General features: G+C 68.5%; 22 protein-coding genes. 13 read left to right on the top strand and 9 right to left on the bottom strand.

Annotated elements, in window-relative coordinates:
- Window positions 1–19 precede the first annotated feature (19 nt).
- The 5 genes from ddaH to ACIQK7_RS04505 all read left to right on the top strand — a co-directional run bounded on the left by ddaH (window position 20) and on the right by ACIQK7_RS04505 (window position 4,065).
- Window positions 20–877 (top strand): dimethylargininase, encoded by an 858-nt coding sequence (ddaH, locus tag ACIQK7_RS04525; RefSeq protein ID WP_403021738.1) that lies wholly within the window; start codon window positions 20–22, stop codon window positions 875–877.
- On the top strand, window positions 850–2,097 hold the full coding sequence (gene rocD, locus ACIQK7_RS04520) for an ornithine--oxo-acid transaminase (protein WP_403021736.1): 1,248 nt from the start codon (window positions 850–852) through the stop codon (window positions 2,095–2,097). The genes ddaH and rocD overlap by 28 nt, the downstream gene beginning before the upstream one ends.
- Before the next feature lie 45 nt (window positions 2,098–2,142).
- Window positions 2,143–2,409 (top strand): hypothetical protein, encoded by a 267-nt coding sequence (locus ACIQK7_RS04515; RefSeq protein WP_403021734.1) that lies wholly within the window; start codon window positions 2,143–2,145, stop codon window positions 2,407–2,409.
- Complete coding sequence (locus ACIQK7_RS04510) at window positions 2,410–2,829, top strand: type II toxin-antitoxin system VapC family toxin (RefSeq protein WP_403021732.1); 420 nt, start codon at window positions 2,410–2,412, stop codon at window positions 2,827–2,829.
- 105 nt (window positions 2,830–2,934) lie between these two features.
- Complete coding sequence (locus ACIQK7_RS04505; RefSeq protein WP_403021731.1) at window positions 2,935–4,065, top strand: glutamate--cysteine ligase; 1,131 nt, start codon at window positions 2,935–2,937, stop codon at window positions 4,063–4,065.
- Here the strand turns inward: ACIQK7_RS04505 and ACIQK7_RS04500 are convergent.
- Both ACIQK7_RS04500 and ACIQK7_RS04495 read right to left on the bottom strand, forming a co-directional pair.
- Entirely contained in the window at window positions 4,037–5,377 is a 1,341-nt protein-coding gene (locus ACIQK7_RS04500) for an MFS transporter (protein ID WP_403021729.1), read from the bottom strand. The two genes, ACIQK7_RS04505 and ACIQK7_RS04500, sit on opposite strands and share 29 nt — an antisense overlap.
- 5 nt (window positions 5,378–5,382) lie before the next feature.
- Entirely contained in the window at window positions 5,383–5,787 is a 405-nt protein-coding gene (locus tag ACIQK7_RS04495) for a MarR family winged helix-turn-helix transcriptional regulator (protein WP_403021727.1), read from the bottom strand.
- A 76-nt stretch (window positions 5,788–5,863) separates the two neighbouring features.
- On the opposite strand from ACIQK7_RS04495, the gene ACIQK7_RS04490 reads away from it, so the two are divergent.
- On the top strand, window positions 5,864–6,745 hold the full coding sequence (locus ACIQK7_RS04490) for an alpha/beta fold hydrolase (protein WP_403021725.1): 882 nt from the start codon (window positions 5,864–5,866) through the stop codon (window positions 6,743–6,745).
- Between the two features lie 92 nt (window positions 6,746–6,837).
- Here ACIQK7_RS04490 and ACIQK7_RS04485 read toward each other — a convergent pair whose 3' ends face one another.
- Entirely contained in the window at window positions 6,838–7,800 is a 963-nt protein-coding gene (locus ACIQK7_RS04485) for a hypothetical protein (protein ID WP_403021724.1), read from the bottom strand.
- A 226-nt stretch (window positions 7,801–8,026) separates the two neighbouring features.
- Here ACIQK7_RS04485 and ACIQK7_RS04480 point away from each other — a divergent pair, with 226 nt between their 5' ends.
- The 5 genes from ACIQK7_RS04480 to ACIQK7_RS04460 are packed head-to-tail and all read left to right on the top strand — an operon-like array spanning window position 8,027 to window position 12,241.
- Complete coding sequence (locus ACIQK7_RS04480) at window positions 8,027–9,076, top strand: biotin/lipoate A/B protein ligase family protein (RefSeq protein WP_403021723.1); 1,050 nt, start codon at window positions 8,027–8,029, stop codon at window positions 9,074–9,076.
- Window positions 9,073–10,137 (top strand): FecCD family ABC transporter permease, encoded by a 1,065-nt coding sequence (locus tag ACIQK7_RS04475; RefSeq protein WP_403021722.1) that lies wholly within the window; start codon window positions 9,073–9,075, stop codon window positions 10,135–10,137. Before ACIQK7_RS04480 ends, ACIQK7_RS04475 begins: the two co-directional genes overlap by 4 nt.
- Window positions 10,134–10,928, top strand: coding sequence for a heme ABC transporter ATP-binding protein (locus ACIQK7_RS04470; protein WP_403021721.1), 795 nt, complete (start codon window positions 10,134–10,136; stop codon window positions 10,926–10,928). The genes ACIQK7_RS04475 and ACIQK7_RS04470 overlap by 4 nt, the downstream gene beginning before the upstream one ends.
- Before the next feature lie 44 nt (window positions 10,929–10,972).
- Complete coding sequence (locus ACIQK7_RS04465) at window positions 10,973–11,332, top strand: cupredoxin domain-containing protein (RefSeq protein ID WP_403021720.1); 360 nt, start codon at window positions 10,973–10,975, stop codon at window positions 11,330–11,332.
- Window positions 11,333–11,374: 42 nt separating this feature from the next.
- The gene (locus ACIQK7_RS04460) at window positions 11,375–12,241 is read left to right on the top strand and encodes a DNA-methyltransferase (RefSeq protein ID WP_403021718.1); all 867 of its coding nucleotides are present in this window, start codon (window positions 11,375–11,377) and stop codon (window positions 12,239–12,241) included.
- 117 nt (window positions 12,242–12,358) lie between these two features.
- On the opposite strand, the gene ACIQK7_RS04455 is transcribed toward ACIQK7_RS04460, so the two are convergent.
- From ACIQK7_RS04455 to ACIQK7_RS04435, 5 genes are all read right to left on the bottom strand, one after another.
- Entirely contained in the window at window positions 12,359–13,375 is a 1,017-nt protein-coding gene (locus ACIQK7_RS04455) for a LacI family DNA-binding transcriptional regulator (RefSeq protein WP_403021716.1), read from the bottom strand.
- A 39-nt stretch (window positions 13,376–13,414) separates the two neighbouring features.
- Entirely contained in the window at window positions 13,415–14,836 is a 1,422-nt protein-coding gene (locus tag ACIQK7_RS04450; protein ID WP_403021714.1) for a glycoside hydrolase family 1 protein, read from the bottom strand.
- On the bottom strand, window positions 14,836–15,780 hold the full coding sequence (locus tag ACIQK7_RS04445; protein ID WP_403021712.1) for a carbohydrate ABC transporter permease: 945 nt from the start codon (window positions 15,778–15,780) through the stop codon (window positions 14,836–14,838). Before ACIQK7_RS04445 ends, ACIQK7_RS04450 begins: the two co-directional genes overlap by 1 nt.
- A complete protein-coding gene (locus ACIQK7_RS04440) occupies window positions 15,777–16,799 on the bottom strand; it encodes a carbohydrate ABC transporter permease (protein ID WP_403021710.1) in 1,023 nt (340 codons plus the stop codon). Before ACIQK7_RS04440 ends, ACIQK7_RS04445 begins: the two co-directional genes overlap by 4 nt.
- Window positions 16,800–16,884: 85 nt before the next feature.
- Entirely contained in the window at window positions 16,885–18,192 is a 1,308-nt protein-coding gene (locus ACIQK7_RS04435) for an ABC transporter substrate-binding protein (protein WP_403021708.1), read from the bottom strand.
- Between the two features lie 210 nt (window positions 18,193–18,402).
- Between ACIQK7_RS04435 and ACIQK7_RS04430 the strand changes: the two genes are divergently transcribed.
- Window positions 18,403–19,239: a D-alanyl-D-alanine carboxypeptidase family protein gene (locus ACIQK7_RS04430; protein WP_403021706.1), complete on the top strand. Its 837-nt coding sequence runs from the start codon at window positions 18,403–18,405 to the stop codon at window positions 19,237–19,239.
- A gap of 38 nt (window positions 19,240–19,277) precedes the next feature.
- Here ACIQK7_RS04430 and pgm read toward each other — a convergent pair whose 3' ends face one another.
- On the bottom strand, window positions 19,278–20,936 hold the full coding sequence (gene pgm, locus ACIQK7_RS04425; protein ID WP_403021704.1) for a phosphoglucomutase (alpha-D-glucose-1,6-bisphosphate-dependent): 1,659 nt from the start codon (window positions 20,934–20,936) through the stop codon (window positions 19,278–19,280).
- Between the two features lie 35 nt (window positions 20,937–20,971).
- On the opposite strand from pgm, the gene pheA reads away from it, so the two are divergent.
- Entirely contained in the window at window positions 20,972–21,919 is a 948-nt protein-coding gene (gene pheA, locus ACIQK7_RS04420; RefSeq protein ID WP_403021702.1) for a prephenate dehydratase, read from the top strand.
- The last annotated feature ends 15 nt before the right edge of the window (window positions 21,920–21,934 follow it).

Genomic DNA, 21,934 nt, shown 5'->3' with positions numbered 1-21,934 from the left:
CCGCTGTGACACTGGAGACATGACCCTGACCGACACTGCCGCCGTGCCCGTAGAGCGTGCCGCTTCGGCGCGCACCGTGCTCATGTGCCGACCCGATCACTTCACGGTGAGCTACCGCATCAACCCGTGGATGCACCCCGCGAACCCCACCGACACGAGCCTTGCCGTGCAGCAGTGGGAGACGCTCCGCTCGGCCTACGTCGACCTCGGCTTTGACGTGCAGCTGGTCGACCCCATCGCAGGGTTGCCCGACATGGTCTACGCCGCCAACGGCGGTTTCGTGCTCGATGGCATCGCCTACGGGGCACGCTTCACGCATCCGGAGCGCGCGCCGGAAGGGCCCGCTTATATGGACTGGTTCGAGCGAGCGGGCTACGCCGTGCACGTGCCGGAGGAGATCAACGAGGGCGAGGGCGACTTCCTGCTCGCGGGCGAGGTCATCCTCGCCGGCTCGGGATTCCGCAGCAGCACCGCCAGCCAGGCTGAACTGGCGCGGGTGTTCGGCCGGGAGGTTGTGGGGCTCGAACTCGTGAACCCCAGCTACTACCACCTCGACACGGCGCTGGCCGTGCTCGACCCCGAGCCGGCCCCCGGCGCCGAGCCCACGATTGCGTACCTGCCCTCCGCGTTCAGCGAGGCCAGCCAGGGTGTGCTGCGCGAGCGGTTCCCCAACGCAATCATCGTCACGGAGGCGGATGCCGCAGTGCTGGGGCTCAACTGCTTCAGCGACGGGCGCACGGTGGTCGTGGCATCCCGAGCCCTCGGCTACGCCCGGCAGCTGCGGGAGCGAGGCTACGAGACCATCGACGTGGACCTGTCCGAGTTGCTGCTCGGGGGAGGAGGAGTCAAATGCTGCACACTGGAGCTTCGTCGATGAGCGTGGCGCAGGGCATCCGCTCGCGTGACGCGATCGAGGCCGAGAGCACCCACTCACCGCACAACTACCACCCCCTCCCGGTGGTGGTCGCCTCGGGCGAGGGCGCCTGGGTGACGGATGTCGACGGCCGCCGCTACCTCGACTGCCTCGCCGCATACTCCGCCGTCAACTTCGGCCACTCCAATGAGCGGCTGCTCGCGGTGGCCCGGGAGCAGCTCGACCGCATCACACTCACGAGTCGCGCCTTCCACAACGACCGCCTCGGCACCTTCGTGACGGAGCTGGCGGCGCTCGCTGGCAAGGATATGGTGCTGCCGATGAACACGGGCGCGGAGGCGGTCGAGTCGGGTATCAAGGTCGCGCGGGCGTGGGGCTACCGGGTCAAGGGCGTCACTCCTGATCGAGCCAACATCGTGGTCATGTCGGGCAACTTCCACGGGCGCACGACGACGATCGTGAGCTTCAGCGACGATGCGGATGCCCGCCAGGACTTCGGCCCCTTCACCCCCGGATTCCGCACCGCACCCTACGGTGACGCGGCCGCCGCGGCGCGGCTGATCGACGCCGACACGGTCGCCGTGCTGGTTGAGCCCATCCAGGGCGAGGCGGGCGTGCTGGTGCCGCCCGCCGACTTCCTGCCGGCGCTGCGCAAGCTCTGCACGGCCGAACGCGTGCTCCTGATCGCCGACGAGATCCAGTCCGGCCTGGGCCGCACCGGCGCGACCTTCGCGTGCGACCTCGTCGGGGTCGTGCCCGACCTCACCCTGCTCGGCAAGGCGCTCGGCGGGGGCATCGTGCCCGTCTCGGCCGTCGTCGGCGATGCCGATATTCTCGGCGTCCTGCAGCCCGGCCAGCACGGCTCGACCTTCGGCGGCAACCCACTTGCCGCAGCCGTCGGCACCGAGGTCGTGCGGATGCTCGCAGAGGGTGAACCCCAGGAACGAGCCCGCACACTCGGGGCCCGCCTGCACGAGCGGCTGGGGACCCTTGTTGGACGCGGCGTGCTCGAGGTGCGCGGCGCTGGACTGTGGGCCGGCATCGACATCGACCCGCGGCTCGGCACGGGCCGTCGGGTATGCGAGCTGCTCATGGATCGTGGCGTGCTCGCCAAGGACACGCACGGCTCAACCGTGCGACTCGCGCCCCCGATCGTGATCGAAGCCGCCGACCTCGACTGGGCGGTCGACCAGCTGGAGGAAGTGCTCGCGGAACTGGGGTAGCGATGGATGGTACCGCGAGTGGTGCCGCATTGGTACCATGACTGCATGGCGATGAATCTGCGGTTGCGACCGGATGCCGAGGAAGCTCTCCGGGAGTTCTCCGTGCGAACCGGCCGTTCCCAGCAGGAGCTGATCCGGGAAGCGGTCGACCGCCTCCTTGCGACCGCGGCGACCACAACAGAACACGGTGACCTCCTCGCCCAAGGCATCCTGAAGCCCGCACGCACGCCATACCGACGCGCCGCCCGCCTCGTGAAGCTTCCCGAAGGAGTGTCGTCACTTGACCTTCTCGACCGCGAAGACCGGTTCTGAGTGAGGATCTACCTCGACGGCAGTGCGCTCGTGAAACGCGCCGTCGCAGAGCGGGAATCCGACGCCCTCGCGAACGCCCTCGACGGCATGGTGCAGCGAACAGACCTGCTCGTCGCTTCTGCCCTCGCCTCAGTCGAGGTGAGTCGCGTCATCCGCTCCCGGGCAGACGCCGAACACCCGGCCGAGCTGAGTCAGCTTGTGGAGACGGCGCTCTCCGGCGTGCTTGAGGCGCCGATCAGCGAGCAGGTGATCGCGATCGCCCGTCGACTCGGCCCCGCCTCCCTGCGCAGCCTTGACGCGATCCATCTGGCAACAGCCACCCTGATCGACGCTGACCTTGTGGTGGCCTACGATCGACGGCTCCTTGAGGCCGCCTCCGAGCTCGGCTTCGTCACCGCCGCGCCCGGTACGCCACAGTGACGCTCGTACCACCGCCCCGCCACGAATCTTCTGAAAGCGCCGCGCGGATGCTGTGCCTACTATTCAAAGCAGGCGCCGGTCGGCAACAGCGCACGAGGAGGCACGGTGGTCACATTCGGTGTGGAAGAGGAGTACTGCTTCATCGACCCCGACACCCTGCAGCCGCGCGACGTGAGTCCCGCCGTCTACAGGGCCCTCCGCGTGGAGCGGGTCGAGAGCAAGAACGTGCAGCGGGAGTTCCTGCTGAGCCAACTCGAGCGGCCCAGCCCGGTCTTCGAGACACTGCAGCAGGCACTCGGTGACCTGCAGGCGTTCCGCGGGCGGCTGCGGGACGCCGCGGCATCCGTCGGTGTGGTGCCGTGTGCGAGCGGCACGTTCCCCTCGCTCGATGGCGGCAGCGTCGTCACCGACAAGCCCCGCTACCACCGCGTCTACGAGGAGTACGGCCAGGTCGGCCGCGACTACTTCTTCAACGGCCTGCACGTGCATGTGCACATCGACGACCGCGAGAGTGGCGTGCGGGCACTCAACGGCCTTCGCCGCTGGATGCCACTGCTCACCGCGCTCGGAGCCAACTCACCATTCTGGAACGGCGCCGACACGGGCTTCGCCAGCTGGCGCACGATCCAGCTGCAGCGCTGGACCACGCGCGGCACGCCGCCCCGATTCGCGGATGCCGCCGACTACGACCGCAGGATCGAACGGCTCGTCGGGGTGGGCGGCACCTTCGACGACGCGCTCGTCATGTGGAACATCCGCCTCTCCAACCATCTGCCGACGATCGAGATCCGCACACCGGACGTGCAGCTCGAGGCGTGGCATACCGTGCTGCTCGCGGCCCTCACGCGCGCCCTCGTCGCGACGGCACTCGCGCAGCGGGGCGACGTCGAGGAACTCGACGCAGAACTCATCGACGCGGCGCTGTGGCTCGCCGCCCGTGATGGCCTCGCCGACAAGCTCGTGCACCCGCTGACCGGCGAGGTCGTGCCCGCCCGCCAGGCAGTCGACGCGCTCGTCGACCACGTGCGCAGTGCGCTTGACGAGGCAGGCGACCTCGCGCAGGTGGAGGAGTGGGTCGACCGGATCTTTGCGGAGGGCACGGGCGCCGCGCGGCAGCTGGACGCCTACGAGCGTGGGGGCCGGCCGTCGCTCGCCGCGCTCTACCGCAGCTCCATCGCGCCGGAGGCACCGCATCCGAGCTCGACCATCAGCGACGCTGGTTCGTCGTCTCGATAACCGCGATCTCGGTCGTCGCCGCCTCGACGGCGCTCTCGCCCGGCTCCTCGTCGACGCGACCGTCACCCGTGAAGTGCAGGCCGAGCCGGCGGCGACCCGAAGCGCGGTAGGTGACGCGCATCCCGCGTGCCCGCACCAGCCAGGCGAGGCCGATGATCGCCGCGGCCAGGCCGGCGATCGCCGCGACGGCGAGACCCCACCGCGGGCCGAGGTGGTTGGTGACCCAGCCGACGATCGGCGCACCGATCGGCGTGCCGCCCATCATGACCGCCATGTAGAGAGCCATGACGCGGCCGCGCATGACCGGCTCGGTCGTGGTCTGCACGTAGGCGTTCGCGCTCGTCATGAAGGTCAGTGAGCAGGCGCCCACGAGCACGAGCGAGATCGCGAAGGTCAGGTAGCTGGGCATGAGGGATGCCGTGAGGCACGCGAAGCCGAACGCGGCGGCCGCCGCGACCGCGAGACCGACTCGCGCCCGCTCCCGGCGGGCGGCGAGGAGCGCGCCCGCGACCGAACCGATCGCCATGATCGAGGAGAGCGCGCCGTACTCGCTCGCGCCGAGGCCGAACTCGATCGTCGTCATGGTTGAGGTGTAGATCGCGAAGTTCATGCCGAAGGTGCCGATCAGGAACACCAAGAGCAGCACGAGCATGATGTCGGGCCGCGATCGCACGTAGCGGAAGCCCTCCCGCAACTGCCCCTTGCCGCGCTTCGCCTTCTCCGTTGGCTGGAGCTCCCGGCGGCGCATGAAGAAGAGGGAGGCGAGCACGGCGGCGAAGGTCGCCGCATTGATCACGAAGACCCAGCCCGTGCCGACGAGCGCGATCAGGATGCCGGCAACCGCGGGGCCCGCGAGCCGTGCGCTGTGGAACGAGAGCGAGTTCAGCGCGACCGCGTTCGGCAGGTACTCGACCGAGACGAGCTCCGAGACGAAGGCCTGTCGTGCGGGGGCATCGATCGCGGATGTCAGGCCGAGCGCAAAGGCGAAGGCGTAGAGGTGCCATAGCTCGGCGACCCCCGCGAGCACGATGATCGACAGCCCGACGGCAAGCAGCCCCATGGTGGCCTGCGTCACCATGAGCACGCGGCGCCGGTCGAAACGGTCGGCGATGAGCCCGGACCACGGCAGAAGGAGCAGCTGCGGACCGAGCTGGAGCGCCAGCGTCACACCGAGTGCGGCGGCGTCGTTGTCGGTGAGCTCGGTGAGCACGATCCAGTCCTGGGCGGTGCGCTGCATCCACGTGCCGACGTTCGACACGAGGGCGCCGACGAACCAGAGGCGGTAGTTGAAGATGCTGAAGGAGCGGAACATAGCCCTCACAGCTCGGCCAGCTTCCGCAACACCGGTGTCGCCGCTTCGAGGGCGGCCCTCTCGTCGTCGCTGAGCATTGCGACTCGCTCGCCGAACCAGGCATCTCGGCGCCGACGGGTGTCTTCCAGCACCGCACGACCGGCATCCGTCAGTTCGATGATGACCTTGCGGCCGTCATCCGGTGACGCGGTGCGGCTGAGGAGCCCGGATGCCTCGAGCAGGTTGACCGTGCGGTTCATGGAGGGCGCCGTGACGCGTTCTTGGGCGCTGAGTTCACCGAGCGTCTGCGGGCCGGCGATTCTGAGTGACATGAGCACGCCGAACTGGCTGGGGCCGAGATCGCTCGCGCCGCGCTCCTGTCGCATGCGGCGGGCCAGTTTGGCGATGGCGAGGCGGATCTCCGAGTCCATAATTCATTAGCCTAACAAATTAGTTCGGCTAAGCAACACAGGGAATACACTGGGAGGCCCCGAGGAAGCAGGCAGAGTGGTCAAGTTCACGGCGATCCGCAACGAGCGCACCTTCGTTGACGCCCACGGCGTCACCATCCACTTCTACGAGTGGAAGGTCGGCAAGCCTCGCGGCATCATCCAGATCTCGCACGGACTCGGCGAACACGCCGTGCGCTACGAGGACGTCGCCCAGGCCTTCGTCGGCGCCGGCTACACCGTCTACGCCGACGACCACCGCGGCCACGGGCAGACCGGCCTGCTGCAGTGGAACGGCGACCTCAGCAAGATGGGCAAGCTCGGGCCGGGCGGACTGCGCGCCACGATCGAGGGGGTTCGCAGCCTCACCCGGCTCATCCGCGAGGAGAACGCCGACGTGCCGCTCGCGATCGTCGGCCACAGTTGGGGCTCGCTGCTGGCGCAGATCGTCGTCAACGACCACCCCGACGAATACGACGCCGTCATCCTCACCGGCACCGCCTACCGCACCTTCGCCCACATGAACAGCGGCGACCTCAACAAGCGGCACCGGCACCTCGGCGCGACCGGCAACGAATGGCTCAGCCGTGACCCGGCCATCGCGCAGGCCTTCGCGGACGACCCACTGTGCTTCACCGCATCCGCTATCAAGCAGTTCGGGCTGTGGGACGCGCTCAAGCTCCTCGGCCGACCCCGGCGCAACCTCGCGCACGACGTGCCGCTGCTCATCCAGGTGGGCGGCGATGACCCCTTCGGCGGCGAACGCAGTGCCGAGTTGCTCGCGGAGTCGTACATCGGGCGTTCCGGGCTCACCGACGTCGAACTCATCGTCTACACGGATGCCCGCCACGAGGTCTTCAACGAGACCAACCGCGACGAGGTGTTCGCCGACACGCTCGAGTGGCTCGCCGACCGCCTGCCGGAGCACGCGGGGGAGTAGCGGGCGTCCCGCTCCAGCGTTGTGCGTGTTTGGTGGCGATGTGCACGCTCTACCCCACGCATCGCCACCAAACACGCACAACGCCGACGCGATCACTGAGCACGCAGGCCAGCCCGGACGAGGTGTCGCCGGAGCCGTGCTGGCGACACCGCCGTGTTCCACCGCCAGCGGGAGAACCGGTAGCCGGCCGCGCGGAGGTCATCCTCTCGGGCTTTCTCGTCTCTGAGGACCTGTGCTGGCGTACGCCCCTGGAGGTACTCGGGGTCGGTGTACTTCGCGTCGCCGTCGAATTCCCCGATCAGATTGGCGGTCGGCCACCAGAAGTCGACGAAGTACGCTCGGCCACTCGCCCCGCGCAGGCGTTGCTGGAGAATCGGGGCAGGAAGTGCAGCCGCATGCATATTGACGCGGCTGAGCGACTCACCAGGCAGCTGCGCGCGGCCATCGGCAAACTCCGCCACTCGGAGCGCCTTCACAGAGCCCTGCGAAGGAGGGAGGCGCGCGACCTCACCAAGGAGCGAAGTGCGCGTCGCATGGTGTTCAGGCAGCGGATGCTTCGGGTGCCGGTGCCGTCGTAGTGCAGCATCCGCAACCACGACGGCCGCCGCGAATGGCAAAACGGCCGCGAGATCGATGACGGTGCGAGACAAATCGGTGACCGCGAGACCATCGATCCGGACATGTGCGAGAGGCCTCGTCGGGTTGTGCCTCATGAGAAAGTTCCCCGACCGCACGCGGCGCCCCGGCGGATCGGTGACGTGTGCACGCGAGGGCCATTCCCCGACCCAAGGCAACTGCCAGAGCGCCGCTGCAGAATGGTGCGAGAACACGAGTGAGCCGCCCGCCACGAGCGAGCACGCGGTGACCAAGGCCCGGTGGCGGCCGGCGCCGTCGAGTTCCACCCAGTGTTCACGGGGAAGGTGAACACCCCTCATCACTGTGACGAGGTCGCCGCGGCTCACGCGCTGCTGCAGCGCCGTGCGCTCACCGGGCGTGGCGAGCGACGACGTCAGGATGAACGGCGCGAGATGTGTCGAGAGCAGCGGGTCGAGCATCCGCTGATGGTGGCAGGAGGCCGGTCGCGGGCCCACTCCGCCGCCCGCGCCTGGGAACGAGCGCGGCGCGCGGAGACTGTGAGGGGAGGTCTCGCAGGTGTTGTGCGCATTCGATGGCGATGTGCGGGATAGAGGACGCACATCGCCACCGAACCCGCACACCGCTGCACGGTCGGCAGCGCGGCACCCCCGCACGTTAGGCTTGCCTAAGTCGGAAGGAGTGCGGATGCACGGCGAGTACAAGGTTCCCGGCGGCAAGCTTGTGGTGGTTGACCTCGACGTCGAGCGGGGGCGCATCGCGAACTTCCGCCTGGCGGGCGACTTCTTCCTTGAGCCGGATGACGCGCTGCTCGACATCAACCGCGCGGTCGAGGGCCTGCCGGAGGACAGCGACTCCGCCACGATCGCCGCCGCCGTGCGCGGCGCGCTTCCCGAGGGGGCCCAGATGTTGGGCTTCAGCCCCGAGGCGGTCGCGATCGCGGTGCGGCGCTCGCTCTCTCGCGCGAGCTCGTGGACCGACTACGACTGGCAGCTCGTGCATCCCGGACCGCTGCCGCCCCGCCTGCACCTCGCCCTCGACCAGGTACTCACGGAGGAGGTCGGCGCCGGCCGCCGCGGCCCGACCCTGCGCATCTGGGAGTGGAACGAACCGGCCGTCGTGATCGGCAGCTTCCAGTCGCTCAAGAACGAAGTCGACCTCGACAATGCCAAGAAGTACGGCATCGACGTGGTGCGGCGCATCTCGGGCGGCGGCGCCATGTTCATGGAGGCGGGCGGCATCATCACCTGGTCGCTCTACGTGCCGGGTGAGCTCGTGCAGGGGCTGACCTTCGCCGACTCCTACGCCTTCCTCGACGAGTGGGCCATCACGGCGCTGAAGTCGCTCGGCATCGACGCGAGCTACCAGCCGCTCAACGACATCACGAGCCCCCAGGGCAAGATCGGCGGGGCGGCGCAGAAGCGACTCGGCAACGGCGCGGTGCTGCACCACGTGACCATGAGCTACGACATGGACCGCGACCGCATGGTGGAGGTGCTGCGCATCGGCCGCGAGAAGATGAGTGACAAGGGCACGACGAGCGCCAACAAGCGCGTCGACCCGCTCAAGTCGCAGACGGGCCTTCCCCGCGACGAGATCATCGAGCGGATGATCGGTACCTTCCGTTCCCTCTACGGCCTCACGCCGGGCGAACTCACTGCTGACGAGCTGGCCCGCGCGCAGGAGCTCGTCGAGGAGAAGTTCGCGACCGACGAGTGGCTGCAGCGGGTGCCGTGACCGAGGTCGATCGGCCCGTGACTCGCCGCCGCGGCCGTTCCACGGTGCTCGCGGCCGTGCTGGGCGCGACCCTCGTTGGTGGCGTCGTGCTCTCGGCGATGGTCGGCCAGCTGCCGGTCGCCCCCGGCGAGGTGCTGGGCGCCATTCTTCGCGCGATCGGCATCGAGACGGCGTGGGCCTCGGATGATCCGATCATCGATTCGACGCTATGGGCGGTGCGCTTCCCCCGCCTTGTGATGGGCCTCGTGGTCGGGGCGGCGCTCGCCGTGGCGGGTGCCGTCATGCAGGCGATCTTCGGCAACCCGCTGGCCGAACCGGGCGTCGTGGGCGTGTCATCCGGTGCAGCCCTTGGCGCGGCCGCCGCCATCGTCTTCGGCATCACGGCCTTCGGCGGCTGGGCGGTCGCGGCCTTCGCCTTCGCGGGCGGCCTGCTCGCGGTGCTGCTCGTCTACTTCGTGTCGCGCGCGAGCGGCCGCACCGAGGTCGTCACGCTCCTGCTCACGGGCATCGCGATCAACGCCTTTGCGGGCGCCGGGCTCGCCCTGCTGATGTTCGCGGGCGACACCTCGAGCCGGGAGCAGATCGTCTTCTGGCAGCTCGGCTCGATGAACGGTGCGCGGTGGCCCGAGGTGGGCATCGTCGCTGCGATCGCGCTCGTCGGCACGGTCGCGGCCGTCGTGCTCGCTCGGCGCTACGACCTCCTCTCGCTGGGGGAGCGCGCGGCCCGGCACCTGGGTGTCGACGTCGAGCGGCTGCGGGTCATCTCGATCGTGCTCGTCGCCCTGCTGACGGGGGTCGCCGTCGCGTTCTGCGGCATCATCTCCTTCGTCGGCCTCGTGGTGCCCCACATCATCCGTATGGCGATCGGGCCGAAGCACCGCCCGCTCATCATCGCGAGCGCGATCGGCGGCGGGGTGCTGCTCGTCTTCGCCGACGTGCTGGCCCGCACGCTCGTCGCAGGCGCCGACCTGCCGATCGGCATGCTCACCTCGCTTGTCGGCGGGCCCTTCTTCTTCTATCTGCTCTACCGGGCGCGACGCCAGAGCGGGGGTTGGGCATGATCCACCGCCACGAAGCAGGAGACGTCTACGTCGAGGCCAGCGGTGTGACGGTGCATGCGGGCGAGGTGCGCATCCTCTCCGAGGTGTCGCTCTCAATCGTCGCGGGCGAGGTGCTCGCACTCGTCGGCCCGAACGGTGCCGGCAAGTCCACCCTGCTGGGGGTGCTCGCGGGCGACCGCAAGCCCGACCACGGGGTCGTGCTCTACGACGGGCGTCCCGTGCGCGACTGGTCGCACCTCGAGCTCTCCCGCCGCCGTGCCGTGCTGACGCAGGAGAACACGGTCAGCTTTCCCTTCCGCGCGATCGAGGTCGTCGAGATGGGCCGCAGCCCCTGGGGTCGCGGAGGAGACTTCGACCGTGACCGCACCGCGATCGCGGCGGCCGTGGCGGCGACGGATGTCACGCACCTCCTTGATCGCCGGTACACGGCACTCTCGGGCGGCGAGAAGGCCCGCGTGTCCCTCGCGCGCGTGTTGGCGCAGCAGACCGACGTCGTGCTGCTCGATGAACCGACCGCCGCGCTCGACCTGCGGCACCAGGAAGAGGTCATGCGCACGGCGCGAGTGCTGGCATCCGAGGGTCGCGCCGTTGTCGTCGTGCTGCACGACCTCTCGCTCGCGGGGGCCTATGCCGACCGCGTCGCGCTGCTCGCGGAGGGTCGCATGGTGACGGTCGGCTCGCCCGATGAGGTGCTCACGGCCGAGACGATCGGCGATGCCTATGGGCTTGAGGTGCAGGTGATCCGGCAGCCGGGATCGGGGCGGCCGCTCGTGCTGCCTGTGCGCACCTAGCGGCCGCTGCGCCGACATCAGCATCACTCGACAGGAAAGATCCCATGCGTATCACCCGTTTCATCGCCGCCCTCGCGCTCACGCTGGCGCTCGCCGGATGCTCGGCCGCCGAACCCGAGGGCACGGGCGAGACCACCACCGTGCAGGTGTCGATGGTCGACATGGCCTACGTGCCCGACGTGATCGAGGTGCCGCGCGGCAATCGACTCGTGATCGAAATGAGCAATGAGGACGCCGAGCTGCACGACCTGGTGCTTGAGACCGGCCCGGCGACGGAGCGCTTCGGCCAGGGTAAGACGGAGACCCTCGACGCGGGGATCATCACGGAGGACATCGAGGGCTGGTGTTCCGTGCCGCCCCACCGCGAGATGGGGATGACGCTCGACATCGTCGCCATCGACTGAGGACGCGGGCTGGGAGGCCATGCGGTCTGGGAAGATTGAGCCGTGACCGCCGCATGGACTCCCGACTCGCCCAACCGGGTCATCCTCGGCGACAACCTCGAGGTCATCGCGAGCCTGCCCGACGAGTCGTTCACGCTCGTCTACCTTGACCCGCCCTTCAACACGGGTCGCAGCCAGCAGCGTCATTCGACGAAGAGTGTGCGCAGCGCCACGGCCGGGAACGCAGGCTTCAAGGGCGTGCAGTATGAGCGCATTCGGGGCGACCTCATGCAGTACGACGACACCTTCGACGACTACTGGTCGTTCCTGGAGCCCCGGCTGTTGGAGGCGTGGCGACTGCTCGCCGACGACGGCACCCTCTACCTGCACCTCGACTACCGCGAGGCGCACTACGCGAAGGTGCTGCTCGACGCGCTCTTCGGCCGCGAGTGCTTCCTCAACGAGATCATTTGGGCCTACGACTACGGCGCCAAGTCGAAGAGCCGCTGGCCGACCAAGCACGACACGATCCTCGTCTACGTCAAGAACCCGGCGGCGTACCACTTCGACTCTGAGGCGGTCGACCGGGAGCCCTACATGGCACCCGGCCTGGTGACGCCCGAGAAGGCGGCGAGGGGCAAACTGCCGACGGATGTCTGGTGGCACACGATCGTCTCGCCGACGGGCAAGGAGAAGACCGGGTACCCGACCCAGAAACCGGTGGGCATCCTCCGCCGCATCATCCAGGCCTCGTCGCGGGAGGGCGACTGGGTGCTCGATTTCTTCGCCGGCTCGGGCACGACGGGGGCGGTTGCCGGTGCCCTGGGTCGCCGCTTCGTGCTTGTCGACAGCAGCCGTGACTCCGTGGAGGTCATCCGCACTCGGCTGGCGAAGGCCGGCGTGGAGTTCGTGGAGTCCGCGGCACCGTAACGTAGGACCGATGGCGCCCGGCGCGGGTGCCGCCGCGACATCCGTCGCTCTCAAGATTCAGGGAGGCACACGGGCGATCCACGAAATCGTCCGTGTGCCTTCCCGAATCTTGAACACTCAGACGGAGGCGCGCTCCACGAGGCTGGTCGGGATGATCGTCGCGTGAGGCACGTCTTCGCCCTCGATCAGCCGCAGCAGCACGTCGGCCATCTTCGAGCCCTGCTGCACCGACGGCTGGTCGATCGTCGTGAGCGGCGGCAGGGCGTTCTTGGCGAAGTAGTCGTTGTCGATGCTGACGACGCCGACGTCCTCCGGCACGCGCAGTCCCGCCTTGCGAAGCGCGATGAGGGCTCCGGATGCCATCTGGGCGCTGGCAGCGAAGAGGCCGTCGAACTTCTCGCCGCGTTCGAGCAGGCGACGCATCGCATCCTCACCGCTCGGCGGGGTGAAGTCGCCCTCCTCGTGCAGGTCTGCCGTGAGGCCGGCCGCGTCGAGCGCCTCCCGCCAGCCTTGAAGCCGGTCGAGGCCGGAGGCCATGTCGTGCGGGCCGCTGATGGTCGCGATGCGGGTCTTGCCGCGGCTGATGAGATACTCCGTCGCGGATCGTGCCGCCGCAACGTTGTCGACATCGACGAAGTGCGTGCCGTCGCTGCCGCTCATGGGGCGCCCGCCGAAGACGATGGGCATGCGGCCGGAGAGCTGCACATAGGCCTGGTCGTCGCTGTGGTGCGAGAGGATCAGGGCCCCGTCGACGTTGCCGCCCTGCAGGTAGCGCCGCGTCTTCTCGGTCTCCGTCTCGGAGGCGATGAGGAGGCTGAGCGTGTACTCGGTCGTCGCGAGGTGCAGTGCGACGCCCTGGATGACGGATGCGAAGTAGGGGTCGGCGAAGAACTTGGCCGTGTTCTCGGGGATGACGAGGGCGATCGCGTGCGTGCGCCGGCTCGCGAGCGAGCGGGCGGCGCGATTGGGCACGTAGCCGAGTTCGTCGATCGCCCGGTTGACGGTCGCGATGACATCCGCCGTGACATTCGGGCTGCCGTTGACCACGCGTGACACGGTGGACCGCGACACACCCGCGACGCGGGCAACCTCTTCGAGCGTGGGCGCCCCGGCGCGCTCAGCTTCGAGGGTCATCGTGGCCCCCCTTCGCACTGTCGTCGTGTGCGCCCCAGTCTAGGCGGCACGCACACGCGAGTGCTCGGCGATGACGGAGGCGTAGAGGTGCCCGCTGTCCTTGATCGTGCGCTCGAAGCTGGTGTAGTCGACGTGCACGATCCCGAAGCGCTTCTCGTAGCCCCAGGCCCACTCGAAGTTGTCGAGGAGTGACCAGACGAAGTAGCCACGGACATCCGCGCCCTCCTCGACCGCCTGGATGACGGCCGTGACGTGCTGGCGGATGTACTCCGCGCGCTCGGGGTCGGCCACGCGCCCGTCGATGACCTCGTCGCCCTCGTAGGCGGCGCCGTTCTCGGTCACGTAGAGCGGCGGCAGGTTCGGGTATTCCTGGCCGAGGCGCACGAGCAGCGTGCGCAGGCCGTCGGGGTTGACCTCCCAGCCCATCGCGGTGCGCGGCAGGTTGCGGCTCGGGAAGGTGAGGTGCTCCGATCCGGGGAACGGCGACGACTTCGGGCGAGGGGTCGGCTGCAGGCCGGGCGGGGTGCCGGGCGGCAGCGGATGCCCGCTGACGTTGTCGTCGTGGTAGTGGTTCACGCCGAGAAAGTCGATGGGTGCCGAGATGATCTCGAGGTCGCCGGGCTGGATGCGTTCGGCGAGGCCGAGGTGCGCGACATCCTGCAGTAGGTCCTCCGGATACTGGCCGAGCAGCATGGGCTCGAGGAACATGCGGTTCCAGAGCGCGTCGAGGCGCCGGGCCGCGTCGAGGTCGACGGGGTCGCTCGGGTCGTTGGGCACCGCGTTGGTGAGGTTGAGGGTGATGCCGACCTGCTCGGCGCCCATCTCACGCAGGGCGCGCGTCGCGAGGCCATGGCCGAGGTGCTGGTGGTGCACGGCGGCGAGGGCCGCGACAGGGTCCTGCAGTCCGGGGGCGTGCTCGCCGCCCGCGTAGCCGATGAGGGAGGAGCAGAGGGGCTCGTTGAAGGTCGTCCAGTGGTTCACCCGGTCGCCGAGCACGTCGTGCACGGCCGAGGCGTAGTCGCGGAAGCGGTAGGCGGTGTCGCGGTTCGCCCAGCCGCCCTTCTCCTGCACGGCCTGCGGCAGGTCCCAGTGGTAGAGCGTCAGCCACGGCAGGATGCCCGCCTCAAGCAACTCGTCGACGAGACGGCTGTAGAAGGCGAGGCCCTGCTTGTTGAGGTCGCCGTCGCCCGGCTTGATGCGGGCCCAGCTGGTCGAGAAGCGGTAGGACTGCAGGCCGAGGCGCTTCATGAGCGCGACATCCTGGGGCATGCGGTGGTAGTGGTCGACCGCCACCTCGGGGGTGTCGCCTCCCGCGACGGCACCGGGAACGCGGGCGAAGGCATCCCAGATCGAGTCTTCCTTGCCGTCTTCGTGCCCGGCGCCTTCGATCTGGGCGGCAGCGGTCGCCGAACCCCAGAGGAAGTTCTGGGGAAGGTTCGAGAGTTCGAGTTGCTGAGGCACTAGCCCTTCACTGCTCCTTGCATGATTCCTGAGATGAGCTGCTTGCCTGCGATGAGGAACAGGATGAGCAGCGGGAGGGTCGAGAGGATCGCGCCCGTGAGCACGATCGAGAAGTCCACGTAGTAACCAGACTGCAGTTGCCCGAGAGCTACCTGAAGGGTCGGGTTGTTGGGCAGCACGAGCATGGGCCAGAGGTAGTCGGTCCACGCGGTCATGAACGTGAAGAGACCCAGGATGGCCATGGCCGGGCGCGCGGCGGGCAGGCCGACGTGGAAGAAGGTGCGAATCATGTTGGCGCCGTCGACGCGGGCGGCCTCGATGAGCTCGTCCGGGATGACATCGACGAGGTACTGGCGCATGAAGAACACGCCGAAGGCCGTCACGAGGGTCGGCACGATCACGGCGCCCAGCTCGCCCGTCCAGCCCCACTGCCGCATCAGGATGAAGAGCGGGATGATGCCGAGCTGTGTCGGGATCGCCATGGTCGCGATGACGCCGACCATGAGGCCGTTGCGCCCCTTGAAGCGGAGCTTCGCGAAGGCGTAGCCCGCGAGGGTCGCGAAGCTGACGACCGAGACGGTGATGACGGAAGACACGATGAGGCTGTTGGCGAGTGCCTGCCAGAACGGGATCGCGTCGAAGACCTTGGCGGCGTTGCTCCAGAAGTTGCCACCCGGGATGAGGGGCGGCCACGCGGAACCCAGTGCCTGGTTGTTGCGCGAACCGATGACGAATGACCACCAGAACGGGTAGGCGGAACCCAACAGCACCACGAGCAGGATCGCGTAGACGAACCAGCCGGGGCGGCGGTTGATGCCGAGTCCACCGCCGCGCCTGCGCCGGGGAACCTGCGGTGCACCCGTGTCGCGCGGGCTGGCACCCGTCGGGGGCGTCGCGGCCGCGGCATCCGTGGGCCGTGCTTCTGGTGCGGTGCGGATGCTCATAGTTTCACGTCCTCTGAGATCGTTCCCGGCGTCGTGACAGTTTGCTCGACCTGCTCGTGCCGCCGCCGCACCCACGGCAGGGCGCGGCGGGACTTGGCGCTGTCGCCCGTGGCGATGCGCCGGGTGAGCATGAAGTTGATGAGGCCGATGACGATGATGATGATGAAGAGCAGCCAGGCGATCGCCGCAGCCTCGCCGAAGTTCTGGCGGAAGAACGCCATCTCCCAGAGGTAGAGCACGGTCGTCTGGAACTGCCGGTGCGAGCCGCCGACGCCGCCTGCCGTGGCGGGGTCGAAGAGGCGCGGCTCGGCGAAGATCTGCAGGCCACCGATCGTGGCCGTGATGATGACGAAGATCATGGTGGGCCGGATGCTCGGAATCGTGATCGACACGAAGCGGCGCACCGCGCCCGCCCCGTCGATCGCCGCTGACTCGTGCAGCTCGCGCGGCACTGCCTGCATGGCGGCCAGGAGGATGAGGGCGTTGTAGCCGGTCCAGCGCCAGTTGACCATGGTGGCGATCGCGAAGTGGCTCGCGAAGGTCTCGCGGTGCCAGGCGACGGGATCGAGGCCGAAGTTCTGCAGCAGGTTGTTGACGAGACCGTAGTCGTCGCCGAAGAGGTTGCTGAAGATGATCGAGACCGCGACGGGGGTGACGACGTAGGGGAGCAGCACGGCCATGCGCCAGAAGGTCTTGGCGCGGATGTTGGCGTCGAGCACGGCCGCGATGATGACGGCCGCAAGCAGCTGGGGGATCGCCGACAGCAGGAAGATGCTGAAGGTGTTGAAGAGGGAGTTCCAGAAGAACCGGTCCTGCAGCACGGCGGTGAAGTTGCCGAGGCCGACGAAGTCGCCCTGGCCCTTCAGGAGGTGCCAGTCGTAGAGCGAGACGACGAAGGTGTAGAGGAGTGGGAAGAGCCCCACGAGCGCGAAGAGGATGAAGAACGGCGCGATATAGAGGTAGGGCGAGGCCTTGACGTCGAGGCGGCTCAGCCGCTGGCGGGGAGTCAGTGTTGACATGGCCTGCGCTCTCAAGTTCGGTGCGGGTGGCGCGGGCCCCGCGGAGGGCGGGACCCGCGCCGTTGCTAGGTGCTACTCGGGCTGCCTAGTCGGGGACAACCTCGTTGAGGAGCGAGATGGCCTCGTCCCAGGCGGCCGGGCCGTCCTTCGTGCCCTCGTCGACCGACTTCAGCGCGGGGCCGAAGACGTTCTCCTGGATGAGCGAGTCGTGCGGACCCTTGTACTGGGCGACGACGCCCTCGGCACGCGAGGCGAGGATCGAACCGACGGGAGCGTCGTTGAAGAACTCGTTGGGCGTTGCATCCGCGGCCAGCTTCTCCTGCGCCTCCGTGGTCGACGGGAAGGTTCCCGCGGCCTCGAACTGCTTGATCTGCTGCTCGGGGGCGGTCAGCCACTCAGCGAGCTTGGCCGCCTCCTCCGGGTGCTCCGAGGTCTTGGGCACGCTCAGGAACGCGCCGCCCCAGTTGCCGGCGCCGCCGGGGAAGACGTCAGCGAAGTCCCAACCGGTGCTGGCGTCGCCGCCGCCGGCCTCGACCTGTCCCTGCACGACTCCGAGCATCCAGCCGGGGCAGACGAAGGTGGCGAAGGTGCCATCGACGAAGGCCTTGCCCCCGCCCCAGTCCCATGCCGCCTGGTCGGCGGAGAGGCCGTACTGGGCAGCCTCGGCGAGCTCGAGGAAGCGGGTCTTGAGCTCGTCGTTGCCCTCGACGTTGAGCTTGCCGTCGGCGGTGTAGTAGCCCTCGTCAAGCTGGTTGACGATCGAGTTCCACACGAAGCCGGAGTGGTCGAACCACGGCTTGCCGGTCGCGTCGAAGTACTGCTTGCCGAGGTCGAAGTACTGCTCCCAGGTGGCGTCCTCGCCGCCGAAGAGCTCTGCGACAGCCTCGCGGTCACTCGGCATGCCGGCAGCCTCGAAGAGCGCTCCGTTGTAGCAGAGGCCGGTCGGGCCGATGTCGGTGCCGTAACCGATGATGCGGCCGTCGGGGTCGGTGGCCTGCGAGAGCTTCCAGTCGATCCAGCGGTCCTTGACGTCGTCGGCGCCGTGGTCACCCAGGTCGACGAACTGGTCGGAGACCTCCATGATCTGGCCGAGCCAGCCCTCCTCGACCGCGACGATGTCGGAGAGTCCAGAGCCGGCCGCGAGCTTGGTGAAGGCGTCGGTACGCGCGTTGCCGCCCGTGTCGATGTTGGTCGCCTTGATGGTGACACCCGGGTTCTCGTCCTCGTACTGCTTGTAGAGGTCGTCGTAGCCGAAGGTGCCGAACGTGGTGATGGTGAGTTCGACGTCGCCGTCGCTCGCGCCGGCGTCTGATGCGCAGCCGGTGGCGAGAAGGGCAAACGCTGCTGCGCCGGCAATGACGCTGCCAGCGGTGGTGCCTCGTGAAAGCTTCACGGTCACTCCTTTGTGTGCGTGGTGGGTGAGGGGCTCCGTGAGAGCGCTCCCAAGATCGGGCATGGGAGCGCTCCCAAGGAATCGAGTTCACGATAGGCATGCCGCCAGCGGCTGTCAACCATCGATTCATCTTCGATCAGAAAACCGCAGGTCAGAGCGGTGAAAATTCTTGGGAGCGCTCCCATGAAAGCCGCACAATACACTGGCCGGATGACCTCAGAGCGACCCTCGACCGGGCCGAGCGCGCGCGTGCGACGCAACCGCGCCATCGCCGGGGCTCTGGCGGTCGCCGTCGTCACGGCAGCGCTCGCCGGCACCGTGTGGTGGGCGGCGAAACCGACACCAAACGACACCGTCGCGCCCGTGGCATCCGCGTCGCCGAGCAGCTCTCCCTCGCTCGCTCCCACCCCGCAGCCAGAGAAACCCAAGGCCTTCTTCAACCGCAGCGCCCGCTCGATCGACGACCCTGCGAGCACCTGGGTGGTCAACAACAAGCTCAGGCCGCTCGCGCCCATCGACTACGCACCCGCCGACCTCGTGCAGGCGAATGTGCCCGGCAGCGCCCCCATGCGTGCCGAGGCGGCGGCCGCCATGGAGCAGATGTTCGCCGCGGCATCCGCTGAGGCCGGACTCACGCTCGTGGTGCAGAACGCCTATCGCTCCTATGCGACCCAGGTATCACTCCACGACCGGCTCGTCGGCCAGCTCGGCCGGGAGCGCGCGCGGGCCCAGAGCGCCATGCCCGGGTACAGCGAGCACCAGACGGGCCTCACGGCCGACATCATGGCGGCCAACGGCGCCTGCACGATCCAGGAGTGCTTCGCCACGACGCCAGAGGGCCTGTGGCTGGTCGAGAACGCGTGGCGCTTCGGCTACCACCTGCGTTATCCCCAAGGGGCGACGGATGTCACGGGCTACATCTTCGAGCCCTGGCACTACCGCTACGTCGGGCTCGACCTCGCGGCCGAGTTGCGCGCCACCGGCACCCCTACGCTCGAGGAGTTCTTCGGCCTGCCGCCCGCACCCGACTACCCGCCGGGCGTCTAGCTGTCCCAAGTCAGGAAACTCCTGAGTTAGGAAAGGGCTCAGTCGGCCAGCACGGCGTCGACGATCGCCTTGGCCTCCTCCTGCACCTGCTTGAGGTGCTCCGGGCCCGCGAACGACTCCGCGTAGATCTTGTAGACGTTCTCGGTGCCGCTCGGGCGCGCGGCGAACCAGGCTCGCTCCGTGACGACCTTGACGCCGCCGATCGCTGCACCGTTCCCAGGCGCCTCGCTGAGCTTGGCCGTGATGGGGTCGCCCGCGAGTTCCGTGGCCGTGATGGCGTCGCCGTCGAGCTTGGAGAGCTTGGCCTTCTGCTCGGGGGTGGCCGCGGCATCCGTGCGCTCGTAGGCGGGCTCGCCGAAGCGCTCGACCAGATCGGCGTAGAGCTGCGAGGGCGACTTGCCGGTGACTGCACGGATCTCGGCCGCGAGCAGGCACAGCAGGATGCCGTCTTTGTCGGTCGTCCACGCGGTGCCGTCACGACGCACGAAGGAGGCGCCGGCGCTCTCCTCGCCGCCGAAGGCGATGCTGCCGTCGACGAGTCCCTCGACGAACCACTTGAAGCCGACCGGCACCTCGACGAGCCTGCGGCCCAGCGACTCTGCGACGCGGTCGATCATGCTGCTCGAGACGAGCGTCTTGCCGATCGCGGCATCCGCCGACCAGTCGGGGCGGTGCGTGTAGAGGTATTCGATCGCCACGGCGAGGAAGTGGTTGGGGTTCATGAGGCCCGCATCCGGGGTGACGATGCCGTGCCGGTCGGCGTCGGCGTCGTTTGCGACGAGGATGTCGAACTCGTCCTTGTGCTTCAGCACGGATGCCATGGCCGACGGCGACGACGGATCCATGCGGATCTTGCCGTCCCAGTCGAGGGTCATGAACGACCACGTGGGGTCGACGATCGGGTTCACGACCGTGAGGTTGAGGCCGTAGCGCTCCTGGATCGCGGCCCAATAGTTGACGCTCGCGCCCCCGAGCGGGTCGACGCCGATGCGCACGCCTGCGTCACGGATCGCGTCCATGTCGATGACGCTCGCGAGGTCGTCGACGTAGAAGCTCCTGAAGTCGTAGGTCTTGACGCCGCTCGGCTCCGCCATCTTGACGTCGATGTTGTTGTTCTCGAGCAGCTCGTTGGCGCGAGCGGCGATCCAGTTGGTGGCCTGACTATCGGCCGGGCCGCCGTGGGGCGGGTTGTACTTGAAGCCGCCGTCGCGCGGCGGGTTGTGGCTCGGCGTGATGACGATGCCGTCGGCGAAGCCGGGCCCGCTGCCCTTGCCGCGGTTGACGCCGCCGCGCACGATGGGGCCGGAGCCGTTGTAGCGGCGGATGACGTGCGACAGCGCGGGGGTCGGCACGTAGTCGGCGTAGGCGTCGACCCGCACGTCGATGCGGTTGGCGACGAGCACCTCGAGCGCGGTCGTCTCGGCCGGCCGCGAGAGGGCGTGCGTGTCACGGCCGATGTAGAGCGGACCCGTGATGTCTTGCGAGCGGCGGTAGTCGACGATCGCCTGCGTGATGGCGGCGATGTGCTGCTGGTTGAAGGAGCCGTCGAGCGAGGAGCCGCGATGGCCGGACGTGCCGAAGGCGACCCTCTGGGCCGGGTCGGTGAGGTCAGGGGTGATGTTGTAGTACGCGCTGATGAGCTCGGAGACGTTCACGAGGTCGTCAGCGTCGGCGGGGGTTCCGGCGCGGTTGTTCATAACTACAACACTGTCCCACAAATAGACTCTTGGGCATGCCCGAAACCAGCTCACATGAGACCTTCAGCTACCTGGGTCCGGCCGGCACGTTCACGGAGGCAGCCCTCGCCCAGGTGCCGGAGGCGGCGGGCAAGAACTGGCGACCGGTCAACAACGCCGGCGAGGCGCTCGCCGACGTGCTCGAGGGGCGCAGCACGGCCGCCATGATCGCCATCGAGAACTCGATCGACGGCGGCGTCAGCGCCACCCAGGATGCGCTCGCCACCATGCCGGGGCTCCGCATCGTGGGCGAATACCTCGTGCCGGTGAACTTCGTGCTGGTGACCCGGCCGGGCACGCCCCTCTCCGACGTGAAGGTCATCAACGCGCATCCGGTCGCCTTCGCGCAGTGCAGCCGCTGGCTCGGCGCCAACCTTCCGGGGCACGCGCACATCCCGGCGAGTTCGAACGTGGCCGCGGCGGCATCCCTCTTCGACAACGAACTGGCGGATGCCGCGATCGCCCCGCCCGGCATCAGCCAGCACTACGACGTGTCGGTGCTTGCCGAGAACATCGGCGACAACCCCAACGCGGTGACCCGCTTCGTGCTCGTGAGCCGCACCGCTCCCGTGCCGCCGCGCACTGGTGCCGACAAGACGAGCATCATCGCCGAACTCCCCGACGACAAGGCCGGTCGCCTGCTCGAGATGCTTGAGCAGTTCGCGACCCGCGGCGTCAACATGAGCCTGATCGAGTCGCGGCCCATCGGCGACGCCCTCGGTCGCTACCGCTTCGTGATCGACCTGGAGGGGCACATCCTCGACGAGCGGGTCGCCGACGCGCTGCTCGGCCTCAAGCGATTCAGCCCCAAGGTCATCTTCCTGGGCTCGTACCCCGCGGCCGACGGCAAGCGCCCCGCCGTCATCACGCGCTACGAAGACACCGCCTTCATCGAGGCGCGCGACTGGCTGCGCGGACTCATCGCGGGCGAGCCGGACGACTAGGGTCGAGCGGATGCC

Origin of the sequence: Salinibacterium sp. GXW1014, assembly GCF_044769865.1 — a bacterium.
Taxonomy (GTDB): Bacteria; Actinomycetota; Actinomycetes; order Actinomycetales; family Microbacteriaceae; genus Homoserinimonas.
The sequence above is the reverse complement of the archived record's forward strand: the minus strand, read 5'-3'. Positions and strand labels throughout refer to the sequence as shown.